Annotated in this window: 16 protein-coding genes and 1 riboswitch; of the genes, 6 read left to right on the forward strand and 10 right to left on the reverse strand. The window is 72.8% G+C overall.

Features of this window, described 5'->3' with window-relative positions:
* Positions 1-75: 75 nt before the first annotated feature.
* Positions 76-1,845, reverse strand: a complete 1,770-nt coding sequence (gene arc, locus OUQ99_RS20130) for a proteasome ATPase (protein ID WP_267945338.1) — start codon at positions 1,843-1,845, stop codon at positions 76-78.
* Positions 1,846-2,163: 318 nt separating this feature from the next.
* Complete coding sequence (locus tag OUQ99_RS20135) at positions 2,164-3,177, reverse strand: tRNA (adenine-N1)-methyltransferase (protein ID WP_267945339.1); 1,014 nt, start codon at positions 3,175-3,177, stop codon at positions 2,164-2,166.
* A gap of 259 nt (positions 3,178-3,436) precedes the next feature.
* Between OUQ99_RS20135 and ppgK the strand changes: the two genes are divergently transcribed.
* Positions 3,437-4,201 (forward strand): polyphosphate--glucose phosphotransferase, encoded by a 765-nt coding sequence (gene ppgK, locus OUQ99_RS20140; protein WP_267945340.1) that lies wholly within the window; start codon positions 3,437-3,439, stop codon positions 4,199-4,201.
* A gap of 82 nt (positions 4,202-4,283) precedes the next feature.
* On the opposite strand, the gene OUQ99_RS20145 is transcribed toward ppgK, so the two are convergent.
* Together OUQ99_RS20145 and OUQ99_RS20150 are read right to left on the reverse strand one after the other, a co-directional pair.
* Positions 4,284-4,484, reverse strand: a complete 201-nt coding sequence (locus tag OUQ99_RS20145; protein ID WP_267945341.1) for a DUF2000 family protein — start codon at positions 4,482-4,484, stop codon at positions 4,284-4,286.
* Between the two features lie 292 nt (positions 4,485-4,776).
* Positions 4,777-5,142: a hypothetical protein gene (locus tag OUQ99_RS20150; protein WP_267945342.1), complete on the reverse strand. Its 366-nt coding sequence runs from the start codon at positions 5,140-5,142 to the stop codon at positions 4,777-4,779.
* Between the two features lie 209 nt (positions 5,143-5,351).
* On the opposite strand from OUQ99_RS20150, the gene OUQ99_RS20155 reads away from it, so the two are divergent.
* Positions 5,352-6,644 carry a helix-turn-helix domain-containing protein gene (locus OUQ99_RS20155; RefSeq protein ID WP_267950429.1) on the forward strand — a complete coding sequence of 431 codons (1,293 nt, stop codon included), beginning with the start codon at positions 5,352-5,354 and terminating at the stop codon, positions 6,642-6,644.
* Between the two features lie 82 nt (positions 6,645-6,726).
* Here OUQ99_RS20155 and OUQ99_RS20160 read toward each other — a convergent pair whose 3' ends face one another.
* Entirely contained in the window at positions 6,727-7,824 is a 1,098-nt protein-coding gene (locus OUQ99_RS20160; RefSeq protein ID WP_431061533.1) for a site-2 protease family protein, read from the reverse strand.
* A gap of 120 nt (positions 7,825-7,944) precedes the next feature.
* On the opposite strand from OUQ99_RS20160, the gene OUQ99_RS20165 reads away from it, so the two are divergent.
* The 4 genes from OUQ99_RS20165 to OUQ99_RS20180 all read left to right on the forward strand — a co-directional run bounded on the left by OUQ99_RS20165 (position 7,945) and on the right by OUQ99_RS20180 (position 11,550).
* Positions 7,945-8,748 carry a RecB family exonuclease gene (locus OUQ99_RS20165; RefSeq protein ID WP_267945343.1) on the forward strand — a complete coding sequence of 268 codons (804 nt, stop codon included), beginning with the start codon at positions 7,945-7,947 and terminating at the stop codon, positions 8,746-8,748.
* An 80-nt stretch (positions 8,749-8,828) separates the two neighbouring features.
* Complete coding sequence (locus OUQ99_RS20170) at positions 8,829-9,515, forward strand: response regulator (RefSeq protein WP_267945344.1); 687 nt, start codon at positions 8,829-8,831, stop codon at positions 9,513-9,515.
* Between the two features lie 230 nt (positions 9,516-9,745).
* Complete coding sequence (locus tag OUQ99_RS20175; RefSeq protein ID WP_267945345.1) at positions 9,746-11,176, forward strand: threonine/serine ThrE exporter family protein; 1,431 nt, start codon at positions 9,746-9,748, stop codon at positions 11,174-11,176.
* Positions 11,177-11,361: 185 nt separating this feature from the next.
* Positions 11,362-11,550 carry a DUF5999 family protein gene (locus tag OUQ99_RS20180; protein ID WP_267945346.1) on the forward strand — a complete coding sequence of 63 codons (189 nt, stop codon included), beginning with the start codon at positions 11,362-11,364 and terminating at the stop codon, positions 11,548-11,550.
* 152 nt (positions 11,551-11,702) lie between these two features.
* Here the strand turns inward: OUQ99_RS20180 and OUQ99_RS20185 are convergent, their stop codons facing one another.
* The 5 genes from OUQ99_RS20185 to OUQ99_RS20205 all read right to left on the reverse strand — a co-directional run bounded on the left by OUQ99_RS20185 (position 11,703) and on the right by OUQ99_RS20205 (position 18,816).
* Positions 11,703-12,938 (reverse strand): tetratricopeptide repeat protein, encoded by a 1,236-nt coding sequence (locus OUQ99_RS20185; protein WP_267945347.1) that lies wholly within the window; start codon positions 12,936-12,938, stop codon positions 11,703-11,705.
* Positions 12,939-13,189: 251 nt separating this feature from the next.
* Complete coding sequence (gene gcvP, locus OUQ99_RS20190; protein ID WP_267945348.1) at positions 13,190-16,084, reverse strand: aminomethyl-transferring glycine dehydrogenase; 2,895 nt, start codon at positions 16,082-16,084, stop codon at positions 13,190-13,192.
* A 98-nt stretch (positions 16,085-16,182) separates the two neighbouring features.
* A riboswitch (glycine riboswitch) is annotated at positions 16,183-16,271 on the reverse strand.
* Positions 16,272-16,704: 433 nt separating this feature from the next.
* On the reverse strand, positions 16,705-17,190 hold the full coding sequence (locus tag OUQ99_RS20195; protein ID WP_267945349.1) for a MerR family transcriptional regulator: 486 nt from the start codon (positions 17,188-17,190) through the stop codon (positions 16,705-16,707).
* Positions 17,191-17,628: 438 nt separating this feature from the next.
* The gene (locus OUQ99_RS20200; RefSeq protein WP_267945350.1) at positions 17,629-18,102 is read right to left on the reverse strand and encodes a bifunctional nuclease family protein; all 474 of its coding nucleotides are present in this window, start codon (positions 18,100-18,102) and stop codon (positions 17,629-17,631) included.
* Between the two features lie 171 nt (positions 18,103-18,273).
* Positions 18,274-18,816, reverse strand: a complete 543-nt coding sequence (locus OUQ99_RS20205) for an FHA domain-containing protein (RefSeq protein ID WP_267945351.1) — start codon at positions 18,814-18,816, stop codon at positions 18,274-18,276.
* Positions 18,817-19,136: the final 320 nt, after the last annotated feature.

The raw sequence follows: 19,136 nt of genomic DNA on the forward strand, positions 1-19,136 counted from the left end.
CGGCGACAACCGACGCGAAAGGGGGCCGACCGGAACATCCGGTCGGCCCCCTCCGAGCGCGTGGCAGGCGCGTTGTTACAGGTACTGGCCCGTGTTGGCGACGGTGTCGATGGAGCGGCCCGCGTCCGCGCCCTTCTTGCCGGTCACGAGGGTCCGGATGTAGACGATGCGCTCGCCCTTCTTGCCGGAGATCCGCGCCCAGTCGTCGGGGTTGGTGGTGTTGGGCAGGTCCTCGTTCTCGCTGAACTCGTCGACGCAGGCCTGCAGCAGGTGCGACACCCGGATGCCCCTGGACTGCTGGTCGATGAAGTCCTTGATGGCCATCTTCTTGGCCCTGGAGACGATGTTCTCGATCATCGCGCCGGAGTTGAAGTCCTTGAAGTACAGGACCTCCTTGTCACCGTTGGCGTAGGTGACCTCCAGGAAGCGGTTCTCCTCGCCCTCGGTGTACATCCGCTCCACGACCCGCTGGATCATGGCGTCCACCGTGGCCTTGGTCGATCCGCCGTGCTCGACGAGGTCCTCCTCGTGCAGCGGCAGGTCCTCGGTGATGTACTTGCCGAAGATGTCGCGGGCCGCCTCGGCGTCGGGCCGCTCGATCTTGATCTTGACGTCCAGGCGGCCGGGCCGCAGGATCGCCGGGTCGATCATGTCCTCGCGGTTGGAGGCGCCGATGACGATGACGTTCTCCAGGCCCTCGACGCCGTCGATCTCGCTGAGGAGCTGCGGGACGATCGTGTTCTCCACGTCGGAGGACACACCCGATCCGCGGGTCCGGAAGATCGAGTCCATCTCGTCGAAGAAGACGATGACGGGGGTGCCCTCGGAGGCTTTCTCACGGGCACGTTGGAAGACCAGGCGGATGTGCCGCTCGGTCTCGCCCACGTACTTGTTCAGCAGCTCCGGGCCCTTGATGTTGAGGAAGAAGCTCTTGCCGACGTCGCGGCCGGTGCGCTCGGCGACCTGTTTGGCCAGCGAGTTGGCGACCGCCTTGGCGATGAGCGTCTTGCCGCAGCCTGGAGGGCCGTACAGGAGGACGCCCTTGGGCGGGCGCAGCTTGTGCTCGTAGAACAGCTCCTTGTAGAGGTAGGGCAGCTCGACGGCGTCGCGGATCATCTCGATCTGCCCGGACAGGCCGCCGATGTCGGTGTAGGCGATGTCGGGGACCTCTTCGAGGATGAGCTCCTCGACCTCCGACTTGGGGATCCGCTCGTACACGTAGCCCGAACGCGGCTCCAGCAGCAGGGAGTCGCCGGGGCGGATCGGCTCGTCGCGCAGCGGTTCGGCCAGGCGGACGATCCGCTCCTCGTCGTGGTGGGAGATCACCAGGGCGCGTTCGCCGTCCTCGAGGAGCTCCTTGAGCATGACGACCTCGCCGACGGTCTCGAAGGACTCGACCTCGACGACGTTGAAGGCCTCGTTGAGCATGACCTCCTGGCCGGGGCGCAGGCTCTCGAGGTCCACCGAGGGACTGACGTTGACACGCATCTTGCGGCCGTTGGTGAAGATCTCGACGGTCTCGTCGTCACGTGAACCGAGGTAGACGCCGAATCCGGACGGCGGCTGCGCCAGCCGGTCGACCTCCTCCTTCAGCGCCACGATCTGCTCGCGCGCCTCCTTCAGCGTGGAGACGATCCGTTCGTTCTGGCCGTTGGCAGCGGCGAGGTTGGCCTGGGCCTCCCTCAGCCGCTCCTCCAGCAGGCGTACATGTCGGGGCGAGTCGGCGAGCTTGCGCCGAACCACGCTGAGTTCCTTTTCCATGTAGGAGACCTGAGCCGTGAGTTCAGCGACTTCACGGTCCCGGTCGCTCTGACGCTCGTCGTCGCGCTCGGCCACGTCCGCCACCTCCCTAGGAGAAGTATGACTACTCGGAGCCTACCTACCCCTGCCCATTTCCTAACCTGTCTGCCGTGGGGAGTGTCGTAGGACTCATTTTGAACTCTTGCGTTACACCAGGTCACAGTGATAGCGGATGACCCGACGTAATCAGAAAGTAACCTCCGTGCCGGGCCCGGGCAAGGAAGGTCTCCCCCCGGAGGACCTCGGACGGGGGTCGGCCGCAGGGGCGGGGCCGCGGCCCCGGACACGCGCGAGGCCCGCCCGGGTGTTCCGGACGGGCCTCGCGCGGTGCGGTGGGACTCGGGGGCGTGGCGGGCGCTCCCGCTACTCCCCGGCGGTGCCCGGCTCCTCCGGGCCCGCGTCGGGGGTCTCCGGGGCCTGCGGGACCCCGGCCTCGGCGGGGGCGTCCCCGCCCACGGCGGGCGCCGTACCGGGAGCCGTCTGCGCCGGACCGCGGCCGTCCTGCTCGCGGGCCGCGGTGAAGTCCTTGCCGTAGGCGCCCTTGGCCGGCCGGCGGCGGCGCTCGGGGGCCTCGGCCCCGTCGGCGAGGCGGCGGGCCACCACCAGGAACCCGGTGTGCCCGATCATGCGGTGGTCCGGGCGCACCGCCAGCCCCTCCACGTGCCAGGTGCGGAGCATGGTCTCCCACGAGCGCGGCTCGTAGAAGCGGTCGTCCTCGCGCAGCCCCTCGACCACGCGCGACAGCTGCGTGGTGGTGGCGACGTAGCAGCAGAGCAGTCCGCCGGGGATCAGCGCCCCGGCGACCGCGTCCAGGCACTCCCAGGGGGCGAGCATGTCGAGGAAGACGCGGTCCACGTCGGTCTCGTCGAGCTCCTCCACCAGGTCGCCGACGGTGAGCTTCCACGCCGGGTGCGGGCCGCCGTAGAACCTCTCCACGTTCTTGCGGGCGATCTCGGCGAAGTCGGCGCGACGCTCGTAGGAGTGCACCATGCCGTTCTCACCGACGGCGCGCAGCAGCCAGTTGGACATGGCTCCCGATCCGGCGCCCGCCTCGACCACCCGGGCCCCCGGGAAGATGTCCGCCTCGACCAGGACCTGGGCCGCGTCCTTGGGGTAGACGATGGTCGCCCCGCGCTTCATCGACAGCGTGTAGTCGATCAGCAGCGGGCGCAGCGCCACGTAGGCCGTGCCGGTGTTGGAGCGGACCACACTGCCGTCGGGCTGTCCGATGAGCTCGTCGTGTTCGACCTTGCCCTTGTGGGAGTGGAAGGTGCTGCCTTCGCGCAGGGTGATCGTGTGCATGCGACCCTTGGGGTCGGTCAACTGCACGGTGTCGCCGTCGGTGAAGGGGCCGCGGCGGCCATGGATACCGGTCAACGTCGCTCTCGTCTTCCCACGTCGCAATTGGTTGAGTCAGGGCAGTCGCCCAGGGTATCGGCCCCCCGATACCGTGGCGAACGGCCGGAGGCGGCCCGAACCGACTACGGACGGTCGTAGCGGTCCGGGCACAAGTCCGGAAACGGGCGGCTCCCGCCGGGGCCGAACGTGCGAACACCCCGCCTCCGGGGCAGTATCGACACCGCGGGACCGCGACGACGCCCATCCACCACACGAGGAACACGGGAGGCGACGACCCATGTCACAGCCGAACACGGCACTGGGGATCGACATCGGGGGCAGCGGCATCAAGGGCGCCCCTGTCGACCTGGTCGCCGGGGAGTTCCTCCGGGAGCGGATGAAGGTCCTCACGCCCCGCCACGCCGACCCCGCGGCGATCGCGGAGATCGTCGGCAAGATCGCCGCGCACTTCCCCGAGGTCTCGCAGGCGCCGCTGGGCATCACCTTCCCAGGGGTGGTGCAGGGCGGGGTCGTGCGCACCTCCGCCAACCTGCCCAAGAGCTGGGTGGGCACCGACGCGCGGACCCTGTTCACCGAGGCGACCGGCCGACCGGTGCGGGTCCTCAACGACGCCGACGCCGCGGCGGTCGCGGAGAGCCGCTACGGCGCCGCCAAGGGGGTGCCGGGCGTGGTGCTGATGACCACCCTGGGCACCGGCATCGGCTCCGCCCTGGTGGTGGACGGCAAACTCGTGCCCAACACCGAGTTCGGGCACCTGGAGATCGACGGGTACGACGCGGAGACGCGGGCCTCCTCCGGCGCCAAGGAGCGCGAGGACCTCTCCTACCACGAGTGGGCGACCCAGCGCCTGCACCGCTACTACCGGGTGGTCGAGGACCTGCTCTGGCCGGACCTGATCGTGGTCGGCGGCGGGGTGAGCCGCAAGTCGGAGAAGTTCCTCCCCCATGTGGACATCCGCACCCCCATCGTCCCCGCGGCCCTGCGCAACACCGCCGGGATCGTCGGCGCCGCGCTGGCGGCGGCCGAGCCCGGGACGGTCTGAGCCCCGGCCGCCGTCCCGTCCACGCCGGGCGGCGGCCCGCGGTCTCCCCGGTGACATCCGGGCGGCTCCCGCACCGGGCCCCTCAGGGGTGCGGGCGCAGCCCCTTGAGCGCCTTGTCGACGTCGCCCCTGGGCCCGTGGACCGCCACCCCCGCCAGGGCCAGGTCCTCGGCGGCCGCCCCGAGCACGGCGGCCCGGTTGTCGTCGTCGTTGCCGGTGGCGAAGAGGTCCTCGGTGAAGAGCGCGGCGGCCAGCCCCCGCGACCGGGCCCGGTTCAGCACCACCCCGGGGGCGTTCCGTGCGGCGGACGGCCGCGCCGTACGCCTGGGGGCCGGGACGACGCGGACGGACCGGGTGCGCCGGAGGTAAGGCGCGGGCCGCCCGCCGGACACCGGGACGGAGGGGGCCGGGCGGCGGACGGCCCGCGCACGGGGGGGGTCGAACGGGTGGGCGGGCGGGACCGGGCAGGACCCCGCGCGGAGGGAGACCGGGTTTCGGGGGAACCCGGCCCCGCCCGCCTCCCGGGCGCGGGCACCGCTCACGCCCGGGGAGGCGCGGAGGGGGACCCGCGCCTGTTCAGGCGTCGCCGACGGTCATGGACAGGGCGCCCACGATCCGCCTGGCGGCGTCGGAGGTCCGGGTGGCGGGGGAGATGGGGACCCCCGACAGGGCGGGATGCACATCCACCTGGGCCGGCCAGCGCATCCACCACCAGAGGTCGCCCCTGTGCGGTCTGAGCAGCGCGCGCTGGGGGCGGGCGCTGGGGCCGGCGTCGACCGTTCCGGAATCCCCGTCCTCGCGCACCTCCACGCCGTGTGAGCGCAGTTCGGCGGCCAGGACCCGCAGGGCCAGACCGGCGGGGTCCACGCGGTCCGCCGGATCAGCCGCGGCGGGTTCCCACCGCAGACTCGGGCTGCCCGCCGGCGGGGTCTCCACGGTCACGGGGTGCCTCCCTTTCCTCCCGGATGCCTGCCGGGACCAACGACTCTTGCACTCTCCCGCATCGGCCCCGGTACGGGGCGTCTCTATGCGGATCACGCATCGCACCTTCTTTTTCACACATAGCCACCCAGGGCGGCCGGAATCCCTAATCTAAGCTCATGCCCCAACCCGACGGTGTTCTGCCACCGGACCTGTGGTCGCGGCCCCGCATGGCGAACGCGCTGGCGACCTGCGACATGGCCACAGTTCTCGAAGGCGTGCGCACTGCGCGCGGATGGTCCCAGGGAGACCTCGCCCGCGCGGTCGCCTATTCCCAGAGCTGGGTCTCCCGGGTGGTCAACGGACAGCAGGCCCTGACGGTCAGCCAGGTCCAGGACCTCGCCCAGCGCCTGGACGTCCCGCTGCACCTGCTCCGCTTCGGAGGCGCCCCGCCGCCGGTCGGACCCGTCCAGAAGGAGGTGGACACCACGAGACGACGCGAGTTCGGGAAGGCGGTCGCCGCCGGGGCCCTTCTCACCGCCGCCCCCGCCGCTCCCCCGCCTTCGCAGGCGCCCCACCCGGTCGACGAGACCACCGCGTCCGCGCTGCGCTCCATCACCGGCGGCCAGCGCCGCATGGACGCGTCCGCCCCCGCCCGCCACCTGCTGCCCAGCGCCGTGACGCATGTGCAGCTGGCCGAGCAGATGCTCGCGCACTCGCGCGGGACGCCCTTCCGCCCGGCGCTCAGCGCGGCGGCCAGCGAGGCCGCCGGGTTCGCCGCCTGGCTCCACGCCGACCTGGGCGACATGGGCTCGGCCCGGGTCCACTACCGCACGGCGGTCGTCCGGGCCCGCCAGGCCGGGATGCGCCTGCTCGACGTGTACATGCTGGGGTCCCTGGCCGCCTTCGAGATCGACACGGCGGAGGACCCCGAACTGGGCCTGGGACTGGTGCGGGAGGCCGAGCACGTCCTGGGCCCCTCCGCGCACCCCACGGCCCGCGCCTGGCTCGCCTGCGTGGGCGCCCTCGCGCACGCGGGCACCGGCGACGGGGCCGCCGCCTCCCGCGCCATCGGCAGGGCGGAGAAGGAGGCCGCCCGCACGACCAACACCGACCCGCCCTGGCCGTGGGTGTTCGCCTTCGACCAGGCCAAGGTCGCCGGCTACCGCGCCCTGGTCGGGGTGCGCCTGCGGAGCCCGCACGAGGCCCGCGAGGCCTTCGCGGAGGCCCTCGCCCAGAAGGCCGCCAACGCCAAGCAGGCGGCGGTCCTCCAGGTCGAGCTGGCCTCGGCGCACGCCGAGGCCGGCGACGTGGACGAGGCGTTCCGCCTGGCGCGGGAGGCGCTCGCCACGGGGGTGCGCTTCGACTCCGAACGGGTGATCGGACGGGTGCGGAGGTTCAGGCGCGGGTACCGGGGGCCCCGGGCCGGATGCGTCGACGACCTGGACCGCCGGCTCACGTCGCTCATGACCGGTATCGGGGCCCCTGGTCAGGGGGCGGGGAGCGGCGGGGGGTACCCGTGATCCGCATCGGAACCGCCGGCCGCCGCGGCCTGCCCCGGGAGCGCTCAGCGGCAGCCCGGCGCCGGCGTGGCCGTCCGCCGCGTCAGGCCCGGCCGGACATCGCCGCGTTGACGTCGGCGGCGCGCAGCACGCCGAACACCCCGCCCCCCGCCTCGTCCACCACCAGGTACTCCGGCAGCTGGTGCCCGGTCAGCGCGTCGAGCAGCTCCTCGCCCCTCAGGTCCACCGGCACCAGGGAGGAGTCCGTCACCGCCCGCGCCACACTCGACACCGGTACCCGGGCCCGGCGCCCCTCCGCGATAGCCGCGGCCGAGGCCGGGTGCACGATCGACGTCGGGGTGCCGTCGGCGTCGGTCACGACGATCTCCACGACCCCCGCCTCGCGCGCCTTCCCCTGCGCCTCGGCCAGCGGGGTGTCGGACGGCACCCGCACCGCCGGCCGGGCCAGGTCGCGCGCGCTCAGGCCGGGCACCCGCTCGCGCACCCGGGCCGCCCGCAGGGCGTCGGTGGCGCCCATCCACATGAACCCGCCCAGGAGCAGGCCCCACACCACCGCCCACGGGCTCAACCGCCCGCCGGACGACCACGCCAGGACGAACGGGATCGCCACCACCACCAGGGCCAGCCCCCGGCCGCCCCAGGCCGCCGCCACACTCCCCGCGACCTGCCTGCCGGTCGCCTTCCACACCCCGGCGCGCAGCAGCCGGCCGCCGTCCAGGGGCAGCCCGGGCAACAGGTTGAACACGCCCACCAGGAAGTTGGCGATCCACAGCTGGAACAGCAGCTCGCCCACCACGCTGAACGGGTCGGCGAACTGGTACAGGCCGAAGGCGCCCGCGGCCAGGATCAGGGAGAACAGCGGACCCGAGAACGCGATCCAGAACTCCCGCCCCGGGGTGGGCGCCTCCCGCTCGATCTCGGAGACCCCGCCCAGCACGTACAGCACGATCCGCCGCACCGGCAGCCCGTACATGCGCGCCACCACCGAGTGCGCGAGCTCGTGCACCAGGACGGAGGCGTACAGCAGGACCGCGAAGACGAACGCCAACAGGTACGAGGCGGGCCCCAGCGCGAGCCGCCCCTCGACGATCCCCCCGTAGACGAGGGTGATCAGCACCGCCACGATCAACCACGACGGCGTCACGTACACGGGAATCCCGAAGGGGCGGCCCAGGAGCAGCCCCTTGCTCTTGGCGCGGTCGCGGGTTCTGGGCGCGGAGGGCTCACTACCGGTGGTCACGTCCCCAGGGTACGGGGCTACCGCGCCCGGCCTGTCGCGACCTTCTCATAGGCTCGTCCCATGACCACCGCGCCCCTTCCGTCCGCCCTCTCGCCCTCGCGTGCCTCCGACTTCCTCCAGTGCCCCCTGCTGTTCCGGTTCCGCACCATCGACCGGCTCCCGGAGGCTCCCAGCGCGGCGGCGCTGCGCGGCACCCTGGTCCACGCCTGCCTCGAACGCCTCTACGAACTCCCCGCGGAGTCGCGCACCCCGCACAACGCCGCCGCCCTCGTCGACCCGCAGTGGACCGCTCTGCGCGAGAAGAAGCCCGAGGTCGATGAGCTCTTCGCCGACGAGGCGGAGCGCGACACCTGGTTGGAGTCCGCCCGCGACCTGGTGCGCCGCTACTTCGACCTGGAGAACCCGACGGCCCTGGAGCCCCGCGACCGCGAGATGCGCCTGGACGTGGCCCTGCCCACCGGGCTCAAACTGCGCGGCTACGTCGACCGCCTCGACGTCACCCCGACCGGACAGATCCGGATCGTGGACTACAAGACCGGCAAGTCCCCGCACCCCAGGTTCGAGGACAAGGCCCGCTTCCAGATCTTCTTCTACGCCGTGATGATCTGGCGCGACCTCGGCGTCGTCCCCACCCGCCTCCAGCTCGTCTACCTGGGCGGCGACGGGGCCGTGCGCTGGTACGACCCGACCGAGGACGAGCTCCGGGCCGCGGAGGAGGAGATCTCCGGCATCTGGGCCCGGATCGAGGAGGCCGGACGGACCGGCGTGTGGGCGCCCCGCAAGAGCAAGCTGTGCGGCTGGTGCGAGCACCAGGCCCTGTGCCCCGAGTTCGGCGGCACCCCGCCGCCGCTGCCCACCGCCTGACCGGCCGCGGCCCGGCCCCGCCCGCCGCGCCCCGGACGGCGGGGACCGGACAAGCCCCCCGATGAGGCACAATCGGCCGTGTGCCCGTCTCTGTACTGCTGGTCGACGACCAGCCCCTCGTCCGCGCCGGTTTCCGCATGATCCTGGAGTCCGCCCCGCACCTGTCGGTCGTCGGGGAGGCCTCCGACGGCCGCGAGGCGGTGCGGGCCGCCCGGACCCTGGTCCCCGACGTCGTCCTCATGGACATCCGCATGGCGGGCATGGACGGGGTCGAGGCCACCCGCCGGATCACGTCCTGGGCCCAGCCGCTGGGACACAGCGTGCGGGTCCTGGCACTGACCACCTTCGACCTGGACGAGTACGTGGTGGAGATCCTGCGCGCCGGCGCGACCGGGTTCCTCCTCAAGGACTCCCCGCCCGCCGATCTCGTGACCGCCGTGGAGGTGGTCGCGAGCGGCGCCGCGGTCGTGGCCCCACCGGTCCTGCGCCGCCTCCTGGACCGCTTCACGCCGCTGCTGCCCCCCGCGGCCGGGGACGAGGCCCCGGCCGCGGCCCTGACCGCCCGCGAGCACGAGGTCCTGCGGCTGGTGGCGCGCGGCTGGTCCAACGCCGAGATCGCCGCCCACCTCGTCCTGGGCGAGACGACCGTCAAGTCGCACGTGGGCAGCATCCTCACCAAACTGGGACTGCGGGACCGCGTACAGGCCGTGGTCTACGCCTACGAACACGGACTCGTCAGGCCCGGACGGCCCGACGGGGACGGCTGAGGCACGGTGCCGTCCGGGCGCGCCGCGGCACCGGGCCACCCGCCCCGCGGGCCCCGGCGCGTCGCTGTCGGAGTCCATCCCGCCTTGACAGGATGAGCCGGTGATCGAACTCACCGGCGCCCGCTCCTGTTCCAGGCGAACCCGACACGTCCGGACTGCGTCCCCTCTGGGGTTGTGATCGACGCGCCGACCACCACGGGGTACAGGCGGGGAGGGAACGGAGAACAGGGATGCCAAGCAAGCGGGAGCGACCGGTCCCCCCGAGCGAGGACCGCCTGCTCAGCAGGATGCGGGACTGGCGGGCGGAACACGAACGGGAACTGACCCCGGACGGCCTCGACGACAACGAGGCCGTCAACCTGCCCGACGCGAGGGCCATGGACCTGGTCCTGCGCGTCGGCGAGCTCATGCTGGCCAGTGGCGAGGGCACGGAGGCCGTCAGCGAGTCGATGCTCAGCCTCTCGGTCGCCTTCGAACTGCCCCGGTCCGAGGTGTCGGTCACCTTCACCACGATCACCCTGTCCACCCACCCGGGCGGCGACCAGCCGCCCGTCACCGGCGAACGGGTCGTGCGCCGGCGCTCCCTGGACTACTTCCGCGTCAACGAGCTGCACACCCTGGTGCAGCAGGCCGCGCTGGGGCTGCTGGAACTGGAGGACGCCACCGCCCGGCTGTCCCAGATCCGGCGTGCCCGCATGCCGTACCCGAACTGGGTGATCGTGTTCGGGTTCGGCCTGATCGCCTCCAGCGCCAGTGTGATGATGGGCGGCGGCCTGGTCGTGGCCGCCGCCGCGTTCCTCGCCACCGTGCTGGGCGACCGGACCGCGGTGTTCCTGGCCCGGCGCGGCGTCGCCGAGTTCTACCAGATGGCCGCGGCTGCGGTGGTCGCGGCGACCATCGGCGTGGCCCTGCTCTGGGTGAGCACCACGCTGGACCTGGGACTGCAGGCCGCGGCGATCATCACCGGCAACATCATGGCCCTGCTCCCCGGGCGGCCCCTGGTGTCCAGCCTCCAGGACGGCATCAGCGGCAGCTACGTGTCGTCCGCGGCGCGCCTCCTGGAGACCTTCTTCATCCTGGGCGCGATCGTGTCGGGGGTGGGCGCCGTGGCCTACACGGCGATCCGCCTGGGCGTGCCGGTCGACCTCGACAGCCTGCCCTCGGCGGGCACCTCCCTGGAGGTCCCCGTCCTGATCGGCGCGGCGGGGATCGCGATGGCGTTCGCGATCTCGCTGGCGGTCCCGCCCCGGATGCTCCCGACGATCGGGGCCCTGGGCGTCATGATCTGGGTGATCTACGCGGGTCTGCGCTCGCTCCTGGACGTGCCGCCGGTCGTGGGCACGATGGCCGGCGCCGTCGCGGTGGGCGTCGTGGGGCACTGGCTCGCCAGACGCACGAGACGCCCGGTCCTGCCGTACCTGGTCCCGTCGATCGCGCCGCTGCTCCCGGGCAGCATCCTGTACCGGGGACTGATCGAGATCACCCAGGGCACGGCGGTGTCGGGCCTGCTCAGCGTGGTGGAGGCGGTCATGGTGGGCCTGGCGCTGGGCGCCGGGGTCAACCTCGGCGGGGAGCTGGTGCGGGCCTTCCAGCGCGGCGGGCTCGCCGGGGCGGGGATGCGCAGCCGTCCAGCGGCACGCCGAACGCGCGGCGGATACTGAAACCGTTCTGGCCGGAGCCGGACACACCGGAACCATTGCCTGCCTGCGGGTATCTCACCGTGTGAGAGCGGACGACGACACCGGGACCACTGCGGTGGGCCTAAACCAGAGCAAGCATGTGATGTGAGCCACTAAAGTTGGCGTCAGCTCAACGACGAGCTCTTCTGGAACGAAAGGCCTGTCCCATGTGCAGCCACCAACCCGCCTGCCCGTCCTTCGAGGACACCGACCGCGAAGCCGCACGGGTCGTCTCCAGCCACCCTGAACAGGGATGGAGCCTGCTCTGCAACGGGGTCGTCCTTTTCGACGACACCGGCGAACTGCTGCCCGACGGGGCGGTTGTCGCCCCGCACCGGCCCCGCGTGGCCGCCTGACCCCGCACACCGGGGAACACGGCCAGGGACCCGTCCCGCCCACGCACCGGAAGCGGGCGACACCGCCCGCCGCCGGCCCCGGGCCACCGCCGGCGCGGTCCCCGGCCGACGCACACCCGCCCGGAAGGCGACGAGCCCCGGGCGGTTCCGTGTCACAGGTCGGGCCAGCCCTCGGGCAGGACGTCCTCTCCCCCCATCGCCTCCCGCAGCCGGCTCCGGAAGTCGGCGTGCACGTCGGCGCCCCACACCAGGCCGCTCGGGGTGCGCAGGGCCTGCTCCATGGCGGCGCGCAGCGCGTCGGCGCGCGACTCCCCCTCCACCACCGGGAGCGCCAGCAGCGCGTGCATCCGGGTGATGACGGCGAACAGCTCCCCCGCCAGCGCCGGGGCGGTGGCCGTCGCCGCGGCCTCCTCCAGGTAGGGCTCCCACCACGGGCCCGCCCCCTCGTCCTCCGGGGCGGCGAACCCCCGGCGCAGCCGACGGCGCACCTCGTGCGCGGTCTCCGGGTCCCCGTCCCCCAGGCCCGCGCGCCAGACCCGCTCGGCGCCGTCGGGCTCCCCGCGCAGGGCGAGCAGCCCGGCGAGGAGTTCCACCGCCGAGGCCGAGGTCCCCGCGTCCGGGGCGGGCGCGTCCCGCTCCCCCTCGCCCGGGTCGACGATCGCGCCGACGTCGGCGATGGCGTGTTCGAGGTGGGCCGCCGCGCGCAGCAGGCGCAGGCCGGGGTCGTCCGCGACCGAGAGCCCCCGCTCGACGGCCGCGGAGGCGGCGCCCGGCAGCCCCCGGCCGAGCAGGCGGCCCGCCAGGTCCCTGGCCGCCTCGACGACGGTGGCCGCGTGCAGGCGGCCGAGCGGGGCGGAGCCGCGCGGAAGGCGAAGGGCCGCCTCCCAGTGCTCCTCGGCCGCTCCGGGGTCCCCGCGGTCCTCCGCCGACCTCGCCAGACCGTAGTGGGCCACGGCGGCGTAGGAGGGGTCCCCCAGGTCGACGAGCCTGCGCCAGACGCCCTCGGCCTCGACGTGCTCGCCCTCCTGTTCGAGGGACAGGCCGAGGTGGTAGGCGGCGCGCGGGGCGTACCGGGGGTCGCCGGTGGCCACCGCCCCGCGGGCGGCCTCACGGGAGGCGGGGAGGTCCCCCCGCTGATCCTCGACCACGGCCAGGCCCAGCAGGGCTCGGGCGAGCACCCGCGGGTGCGGGTCAGCGGCGACGGCTCTGCGGTAGAGCTTGGCGGCGCGCTTGAGGTGGCCGTTCTCGGCGAGGTCCTGGGCCTGGTCGCACACGTCGGCGGCGTCCTGGGCGGAGACCGCGTCGGTCTCCCCGGTGTCCTGGGGATCGGCGGCCGGGGGCGGGTCGGCGGGGCCAGAGCGTGCGGGATGTCCGGACGTCGTGGTCATTGCTTCCGCTTTCCATGGGGGCGGCGGGTCTCGCGGCGGGACGCGGGACCGGGTCGCCGCAACTCTAACGCGGCTCACGCCCGGAGGCGGCGGCCCTGTGGGGATGTCGGTCCGGTGCTCGTCCCCTCACCGGACGGGGCGCTTGTCCATGCGGCGCCTTTACGACGTAGATTCACTTCCGGGGGCACCCGGCCCGGGCACGCGGAGGGGCGCCGGTCCGCGGACCGGCGCCCCTCGTCCGTCCCGCTCGCCTACATCGCGAAGGCCTCCGGCGGCGGGCAGGAGCAGACCAGGTTGCGGTCGCCGTAGGCCTGGTCGATACGGCCGACCGGCGGCCAGTACTTGTCCGTGCGCAGCGACGGCAGCGGGTACGCGGCCTCGGCCCGGGTGTAGCCGTGCTCCCACTTCTCGGCGGTGACCGCCTCGGCGGTGTGCGGGGCGTTGCGCAGGGGGTTGTCCTCGGCGTCCCACTCCCCGCCGGCCACCCGGTCGATCTCGGCGCGGATCGCGATCATCGCCTCCACGAACCGCTCCAGCTCGGCGAGGTTCTCGCTCTCGGTCGGCTCCACCATGAGGGTGCCGTTGACCGGGAAGGACATCGTCGGGGCGTGGAACCCGTAGTCCATGAGGCGCTTGGCCACGTCCTCGTTGCTGATCCCGCTGGCCTTCTGGAGCGGGCGGATGTCGATGACGCACTCGTGGGCCACCAGGCCCCCCGCACCGGTGTAGAGGACCGGGAAGTACGGCTCCAGCCGCTTGGCCAGGTAGTTCGCGGACAGGACCGCGACCTCGGTGGCCGAGCGCAGGCCCTCCTCCCCCATCATCCGGACGTACGCCCAGGAGATGGGCAGGATGCCCGCCGAACCGAACGGCGCGGCCGACACCGGGCCCACCCCCGTGTGCGGGCCCGCCTCGGACTGGGCCGGGTGGTTGGGCAGGAAGCCGGCCAGGTGCGAGCGGACCGCGACCGGCCCCACGCCCGGGCCCCCGCCCCCGTGCGGGATGCAGAACGTCTTGTGCAGGTTGAGGTGGCTGACGTCGGCGCCGAACTCGCCCGGCTTGGCCCAGCCGAGGAGCGCGTTGAGGTTGGCGCCGTCGACGTACACCTGGCCGCCGGCCTCGTGGACCAGGCGGCACACCTCGGTGATGGTGTCCTCGTACACACCGTGCGTGGACGGGTAGGTGACCATGATCGCGGCCAGGTCGTCCGCGTGCTCGGCGGTCTTGGCGCGCAGGTCGTCCAGGTCGACGTTGCCGTTGTCGTCGCAGGCGACGACGGCCACGCGCATACCCGCCATCACGGCGCTCGCGGCGTTGGTGCCGTGCGCGGAGCTGGGGATGAGGCACACGTCGCGGTGGGCCTCGCCGCGCGAGCGGTGGTAGCCCCGGATGGCGAGCAGTCCGGCGAACTCGCCCTGGGACCCGGCGTTGGGCTGGAGGGACACGGCGTCGTAGCCGGTGACCTCGGCCAGCCAGGCCTCCAGGTCGCGGATCACGGTCATGCTCCCGGCGGCCTGGTCGATCGGCGCGAACGGGTGCAGGCCCGCGAACTCGGGCCAGGTGACGGGTTCCATCTCCGTGGTCGAGTTGAGCTTCATGGTGCACGAGCCCAGCGGGATCATCGTGCGGTCCAGGGCCAGGTCTCGGTCGGACAGGCGGCGCATGTAGCGCAGCAGGGAGGTCTCGCTCCGGTGGGTGTTGAACACCGGGTGCGCGAGGTAGTCGACCTCCCTGGCCAGCTCGGCGGGGAGGCGTGCGGCCTCCGGGTCCACGTCGGGGAGGCCCTTGGCGGAGCCCCGCTCGGCCTCGCCGAAGGCCGCCAGCACCGCCTCCAGGTCGGCCACGGAGGTGGTCTCGTCCACGCTCACGCCGACCGTGTGCTGGTCGACGGGGAGGAGGTTGTACCCGGCCTCCAGTGCGGTCTCCACGACGCGGGCGGCGCTGGGCACGCGCACGCGCAGGGTGTCGAAGTAGGCGGAGTGGACGATCTCGAAACCGCGCTCGACGAGGGCGTCGGCCAGCGCCGCGGTGCGGGTGTGCACCTGGCGGGCGATCGCGCGCAGGCCGTCGGGGCCGTGGTAGACCGCGTACATCCCCGCCATGACGGCCAGGAGCACCTGCGCGGTGCAGATGTTGCTGGTGGCCTTCTCGCGGCGGATGTGCTGTTCCCGGGTCTGGAGGGCGAGCCGGTAGGCGGGCTTGCCCGCGTTGTCCACCGAGACCCCGACCAGGCGGCCGGGCAGCTGGCGGCGCAGCTTCTCCCCGACGGCCATGTAGCCGGCGTGCGGGCCCCCGAAGCCGAGCGGGACGCCGAAGCGCTGGGTGGAGCCGACCGCGATGTCGGCGCCGAGGTCGCCCGGGCTGCGCAGCAGGGTCAGGGCGAGGATGTCGGCGGCCACCACCGCGAGGGCCCCCCGCTCGTGGGCCGCGGCGATGACGTCGCCCGGGTCGCGCACGGCGCCGCCGGAGCCCGGGTACTGGACGAGGACGCCGAAGGCGTCGCCCTGGGGAAGGCCCTGCGTCAGGTCGGCGACGACGACCTCGATGCCCAGGGGTTCGGCGCGGGTGCGCAGGACCTGGAGGGTCTGCGGGAAGACGTCGGCGTCGACGACGAAGACGTCGGCCTTGCTCTTGGAGGCCCGGCGGGCCAGCGTCATGGCCTCGGCCGCCGCGGTGGACTCGTCCAGCAGGGAGGCGCCCGAGACCGGCAGGCCGGTCAGGTCGCAGACCATGGTCTGGAAGTTGAGCAGGGCCTCCAGGCGGCCCTGGGAGATCTCGGGCTGGTAGGGCGTGTAGGCCGTGTACCAGGCCGGGTTCTCCATGATGTTGCGCAGGATGACCGGCGGGGTGAAGGTGCCGTAGTAGCCCTGGCCGAGCAGGGAGGTGCGCACGTCGTTGCGCGCGGCCAGGTCGCGGAGTTCGGCCAGGGCCTCGGCCTCCCCGATCGCGTCGGGGAGGGCGAGCGGGGCGCTGCTGCCGGGGCCGGTGAGGATGGACTCCGGTACGGCCGCCGCCATGAGCTCGGCGGTGGAGCCGTGGCCGACCGTCTTGAGCATCTCCTGGATCTCGGCCGGGGTGGGGCCGATGTGGCGGTCGGCGAACACCCGGGCGGGCGCGCCGGGGGTGTTCACGGGCTGATCGGGCACGGAGACCTCCTGGTGACAGGGCCGAGTCAACTCGGCGGTGTTCCTCACGGTCTCCCCCTCTGTCACCGGGCACGGACGTGCCCCGGCTTCAGAGCGGCCTCCTCCGCGCGGTCCGTGGTGCCTGAGAGGTTACTGGGGAGTATTGCCCCGTCGGCGCCCCTGTCGGGGTCTCTCCCGCGCGGTATTGACAGCCTGCTGACGCTATGTACGCATGTGGGGACAGGGCGAATTCCACCCTTCGTCCCTGTTGTGAGTACGACGGTACTCGATCATCACCGCAGGCGCAGAGCCCGCCCACGCGTTTCGGCCACCTGTGCGCACCGGTGCGCACAGGGGTCCGCCACCTGTCGGGGGGGCCGCGTACACCCCTGCCTTGCCGGTGCGGTCGCCGGAACGGTCCCCGCCGCCGACGGGGCGGCCTCGGGCGCCGGGTCCCCGCGCCCGGGGCCTCGACGGCGGACCGGTCGGGCGGCCGCTCCCTGCTCGGCCCCCGGGCACACCGCAGGCCCGCGGTCGCCCGGGCACGGGCCGGGCACGGCACGGTCGGGGAACGGCTCTCGAATGCCTGCCTGCTCCGGCGCGCGCGGGCGACACCGGTGGATGCCCGGAGGTCCCCGGGGTCAGCCCGTCCGGCGCTCCCTGCGCCGCCTGGCGAGTTCGTCCACCGGCGGGGGCGCGGAGGGGAGCTCGGTCCGCTCCTCGTCGGGGACCACGCCCAGTGCCTCCTCCAGCTCACGCCACACGTGGGCCAGCGCCAGGCCGAACATGCCCTGGCCGCGCTGCATGAGGTCCACGACCTCGTCGGGGGAGGTGCACTCGTAGACGCTGACGCCGTCGCTCATGAGGGTGATGCGGGCCAGGTCGGGGGCGGGGCGTCCGCGCAGGTGGTCCACCGCGGTCCGGATCTGCTGCAGCGATATGCCCGTGTCCAGCAGCCGCTTGGCCACCTTGAGCATCAGGATGTCGGGCAGGCTGTACAGGGGGGCGTTCTGGGCTCCGGTACGCACGCTCGGCTCGACCAGGCCGGTTCTCGCCCAGTAGTCGAGCTGACGGTAGGTGATCCCGGCGGCGGTACACGCCGCTGGGCCCCGATACCCGACGTCCATAGGCCGCGCCACCACGTCCTCTTCGCACAGTAGGCCCTGCTGCCCCGCTAGCCGCAGCGCGGACCGCCTGTCATGGGGATTCCGCTTGCCGCTCGCTACCGCCACGCCGACCTCCGGCTTCTCGTCCCGCGGCGGCCTCGACAGGGGATATCCACTCAGGGGATGGGTGCGCCGCGGGTTCCACTGCACTGACGGTAGGACTACCGACCGGCAGCGTCAACGACAGGACCCGGCGCGTCGCCAAGTGCGCGCGCCGTTGGTGCCCCGGGGCCCGCCCGGAGGCGCCCTGTGCGCCTCCACGGGTTTCGGCCCTGACCGCCACGGTCACTTCCCCAGCCCAATCTATCACCGGCACGTCGGACAAAGCCGCAGGTCGCAGCTGTGTCCCTTCTGCTTCCACGCTGGTCGGAGCCCTCGCCGCACGGACCCCGCAGCGGTCTATTCGGCCTTCCTGCCGAAGTCCTCGGGCGAGATGTTGTCCAGGAACTCCCGGAACGCCTCGACCTGGTCCTCCTGCTCGTCCGGGATCGGCATCCCGGCCTCGGCGATCACGTCCTCGTGGGCGTAGATCGGCGCACCCGTGCGTAAGGCGAGGGCGATGGAGTCGGAGGGGCGGGCGCTGACCTCCACGCCGTTGCTGAAGACCAGCTCGGCGTAGAAGATGCCGTCGCTGAGACCGGTGATGTTCACCGTGGTGAGGCCGGTGTCCAGGGCGTCCAGGACATCCCTGAACAGGTCGTGGGTGAGCGGCCTGGCCGGCGCGACGCCCTGTTGCGCCAGCGCGATCGCGGTCGCCTCCACGCCGCCGATCCAGATCGGCAGGTAGCGGTCCCCCTCGGATTCCTTGAGCAGGACTATCGGCTGGTTCGAGGGCATCTCGACCCGGACGCCGACAACCTCCATGTGCTTCACAGCGGCTCCGTCCCACGCGTCGTCATACCGGATGGGCGCTCGTCACCTGACCGCCGTCGGATTCAGGACCCGAAGGCGAAATCGGCACCCTTCGTTACAAAGCTCTCCGGCGGCGGGGGGCCGCAAACCTCATCGGCCCACCCGCCGCCGTCGTCCGTGGTCAGCGACCCCTCAGCGGCGCGGCTTGGTCAGCAGAACCATGCGGAACTTGCCGATCTGGATCTCGTCCCCACCACCGAGTTGGGCCTCGTCGACCGGCTCACGGTTGACGTAGGTGCCGTTGAGGCTGCCCACGTCGCGGACGCCGAACCCGTCGCCGCGGCGGAAGAACTCCACGTGGCGTCGGGACACGGTGACGTCGTCAAGGAAGATGTCACTGTTGGGATGCCGTCCGGCGGTGGTCACGTCGCTGTCCAGCAGGAAGCGGCTTCCCGCGTTGGGGCCACGCCTGACAACGAGCAGCGCCGTGCCCGGAGGCAGGGCGTCGGCGTTGGCGGGGTCGTCACCGCCCAGCTCGTCGCCGGACTCCTCCTCCTCCAGGGCCTGTATCCCCGAGATGGAGATGGTGGACGTGACGTCTCCGGCGGCGTCCCCACCCGAACCGGGTCGGGGGCCCTGCTGTTCGGCCCTGCGGACGGGGGTTCCACAGTGGGAGCAGAAACGGGCATCATCCGCAACGGCGTGACCGCACTGCGTGCAGTAAACGCTCGACATAGGTCGGCTCGGCCTCCTACCGCACGGGGCGGTGCTTGATTCGGCTGATCGGTGACACGCCCCGGGTCCCGCGCGGACACCTGGTCCACACGTCGCCCGGCACGTGGTGGGGCGGTTCGCTGTCGCGGCAGCGGTGCGCCTCACACGGTCGGTCGCTAGGTCTCATCCCCCGTGTCGTACTCCTCGTCACCCCCGGTCAGGGTGTCCGCCGTTGCCGGGATACCCGGTCCGGTGGGCGACGCGGCGCTCCAGGGAACACTCGACTTTAAACCATATCCCTGTCCAGGAAGGGTTTCGCTCCTCCTCGGCCTGCCGTAGGC

Source organism: Streptomonospora nanhaiensis, from assembly GCF_026642255.1.
In the GTDB taxonomy this organism is placed as follows: Bacteria; Actinomycetota; Actinomycetes; order Streptosporangiales; family Streptosporangiaceae; genus Nocardiopsis; species Nocardiopsis tropica.

Excerpts from the sequence above, each read along its gene's own strand:
- OUQ99_RS20205 (WP_267945351.1), bottom strand. The coding sequence starts at position 18,816 with ATGTCGAGCGTTTACTGCACGCAGTGCGGTCACGCCGTTGCGGATGAT.
- ppgK (WP_267945340.1), top strand. The coding sequence starts at position 3,437 with ATGTCACAGCCGAACACGGCACTGGGGATCGACATCGGGGGCAGCGGC.
- OUQ99_RS20155 (WP_267950429.1), top strand. The coding sequence starts at position 5,352 with ATGGCGAACGCGCTGGCGACCTGCGACATGGCCACAGTTCTCGAAGGC.
- OUQ99_RS20175 (WP_267945345.1), top strand. The coding sequence starts at position 9,746 with ATGCCAAGCAAGCGGGAGCGACCGGTCCCCCCGAGCGAGGACCGCCTG.
- OUQ99_RS20180 (WP_267945346.1), top strand. The coding sequence starts at position 11,362 with ATGTGCAGCCACCAACCCGCCTGCCCGTCCTTCGAGGACACCGACCGC.
- OUQ99_RS20185 (WP_267945347.1), bottom strand. The coding sequence starts at position 12,938 with ATGACCACGACGTCCGGACATCCCGCACGCTCTGGCCCCGCCGACCCG.
- OUQ99_RS20165 (WP_267945343.1), top strand. The coding sequence starts at position 7,945 with ATGACCACCGCGCCCCTTCCGTCCGCCCTCTCGCCCTCGCGTGCCTCC.
- OUQ99_RS20195 (WP_267945349.1), bottom strand. The coding sequence starts at position 17,190 with ATGGACGTCGGGTATCGGGGCCCAGCGGCGTGTACCGCCGCCGGGATC.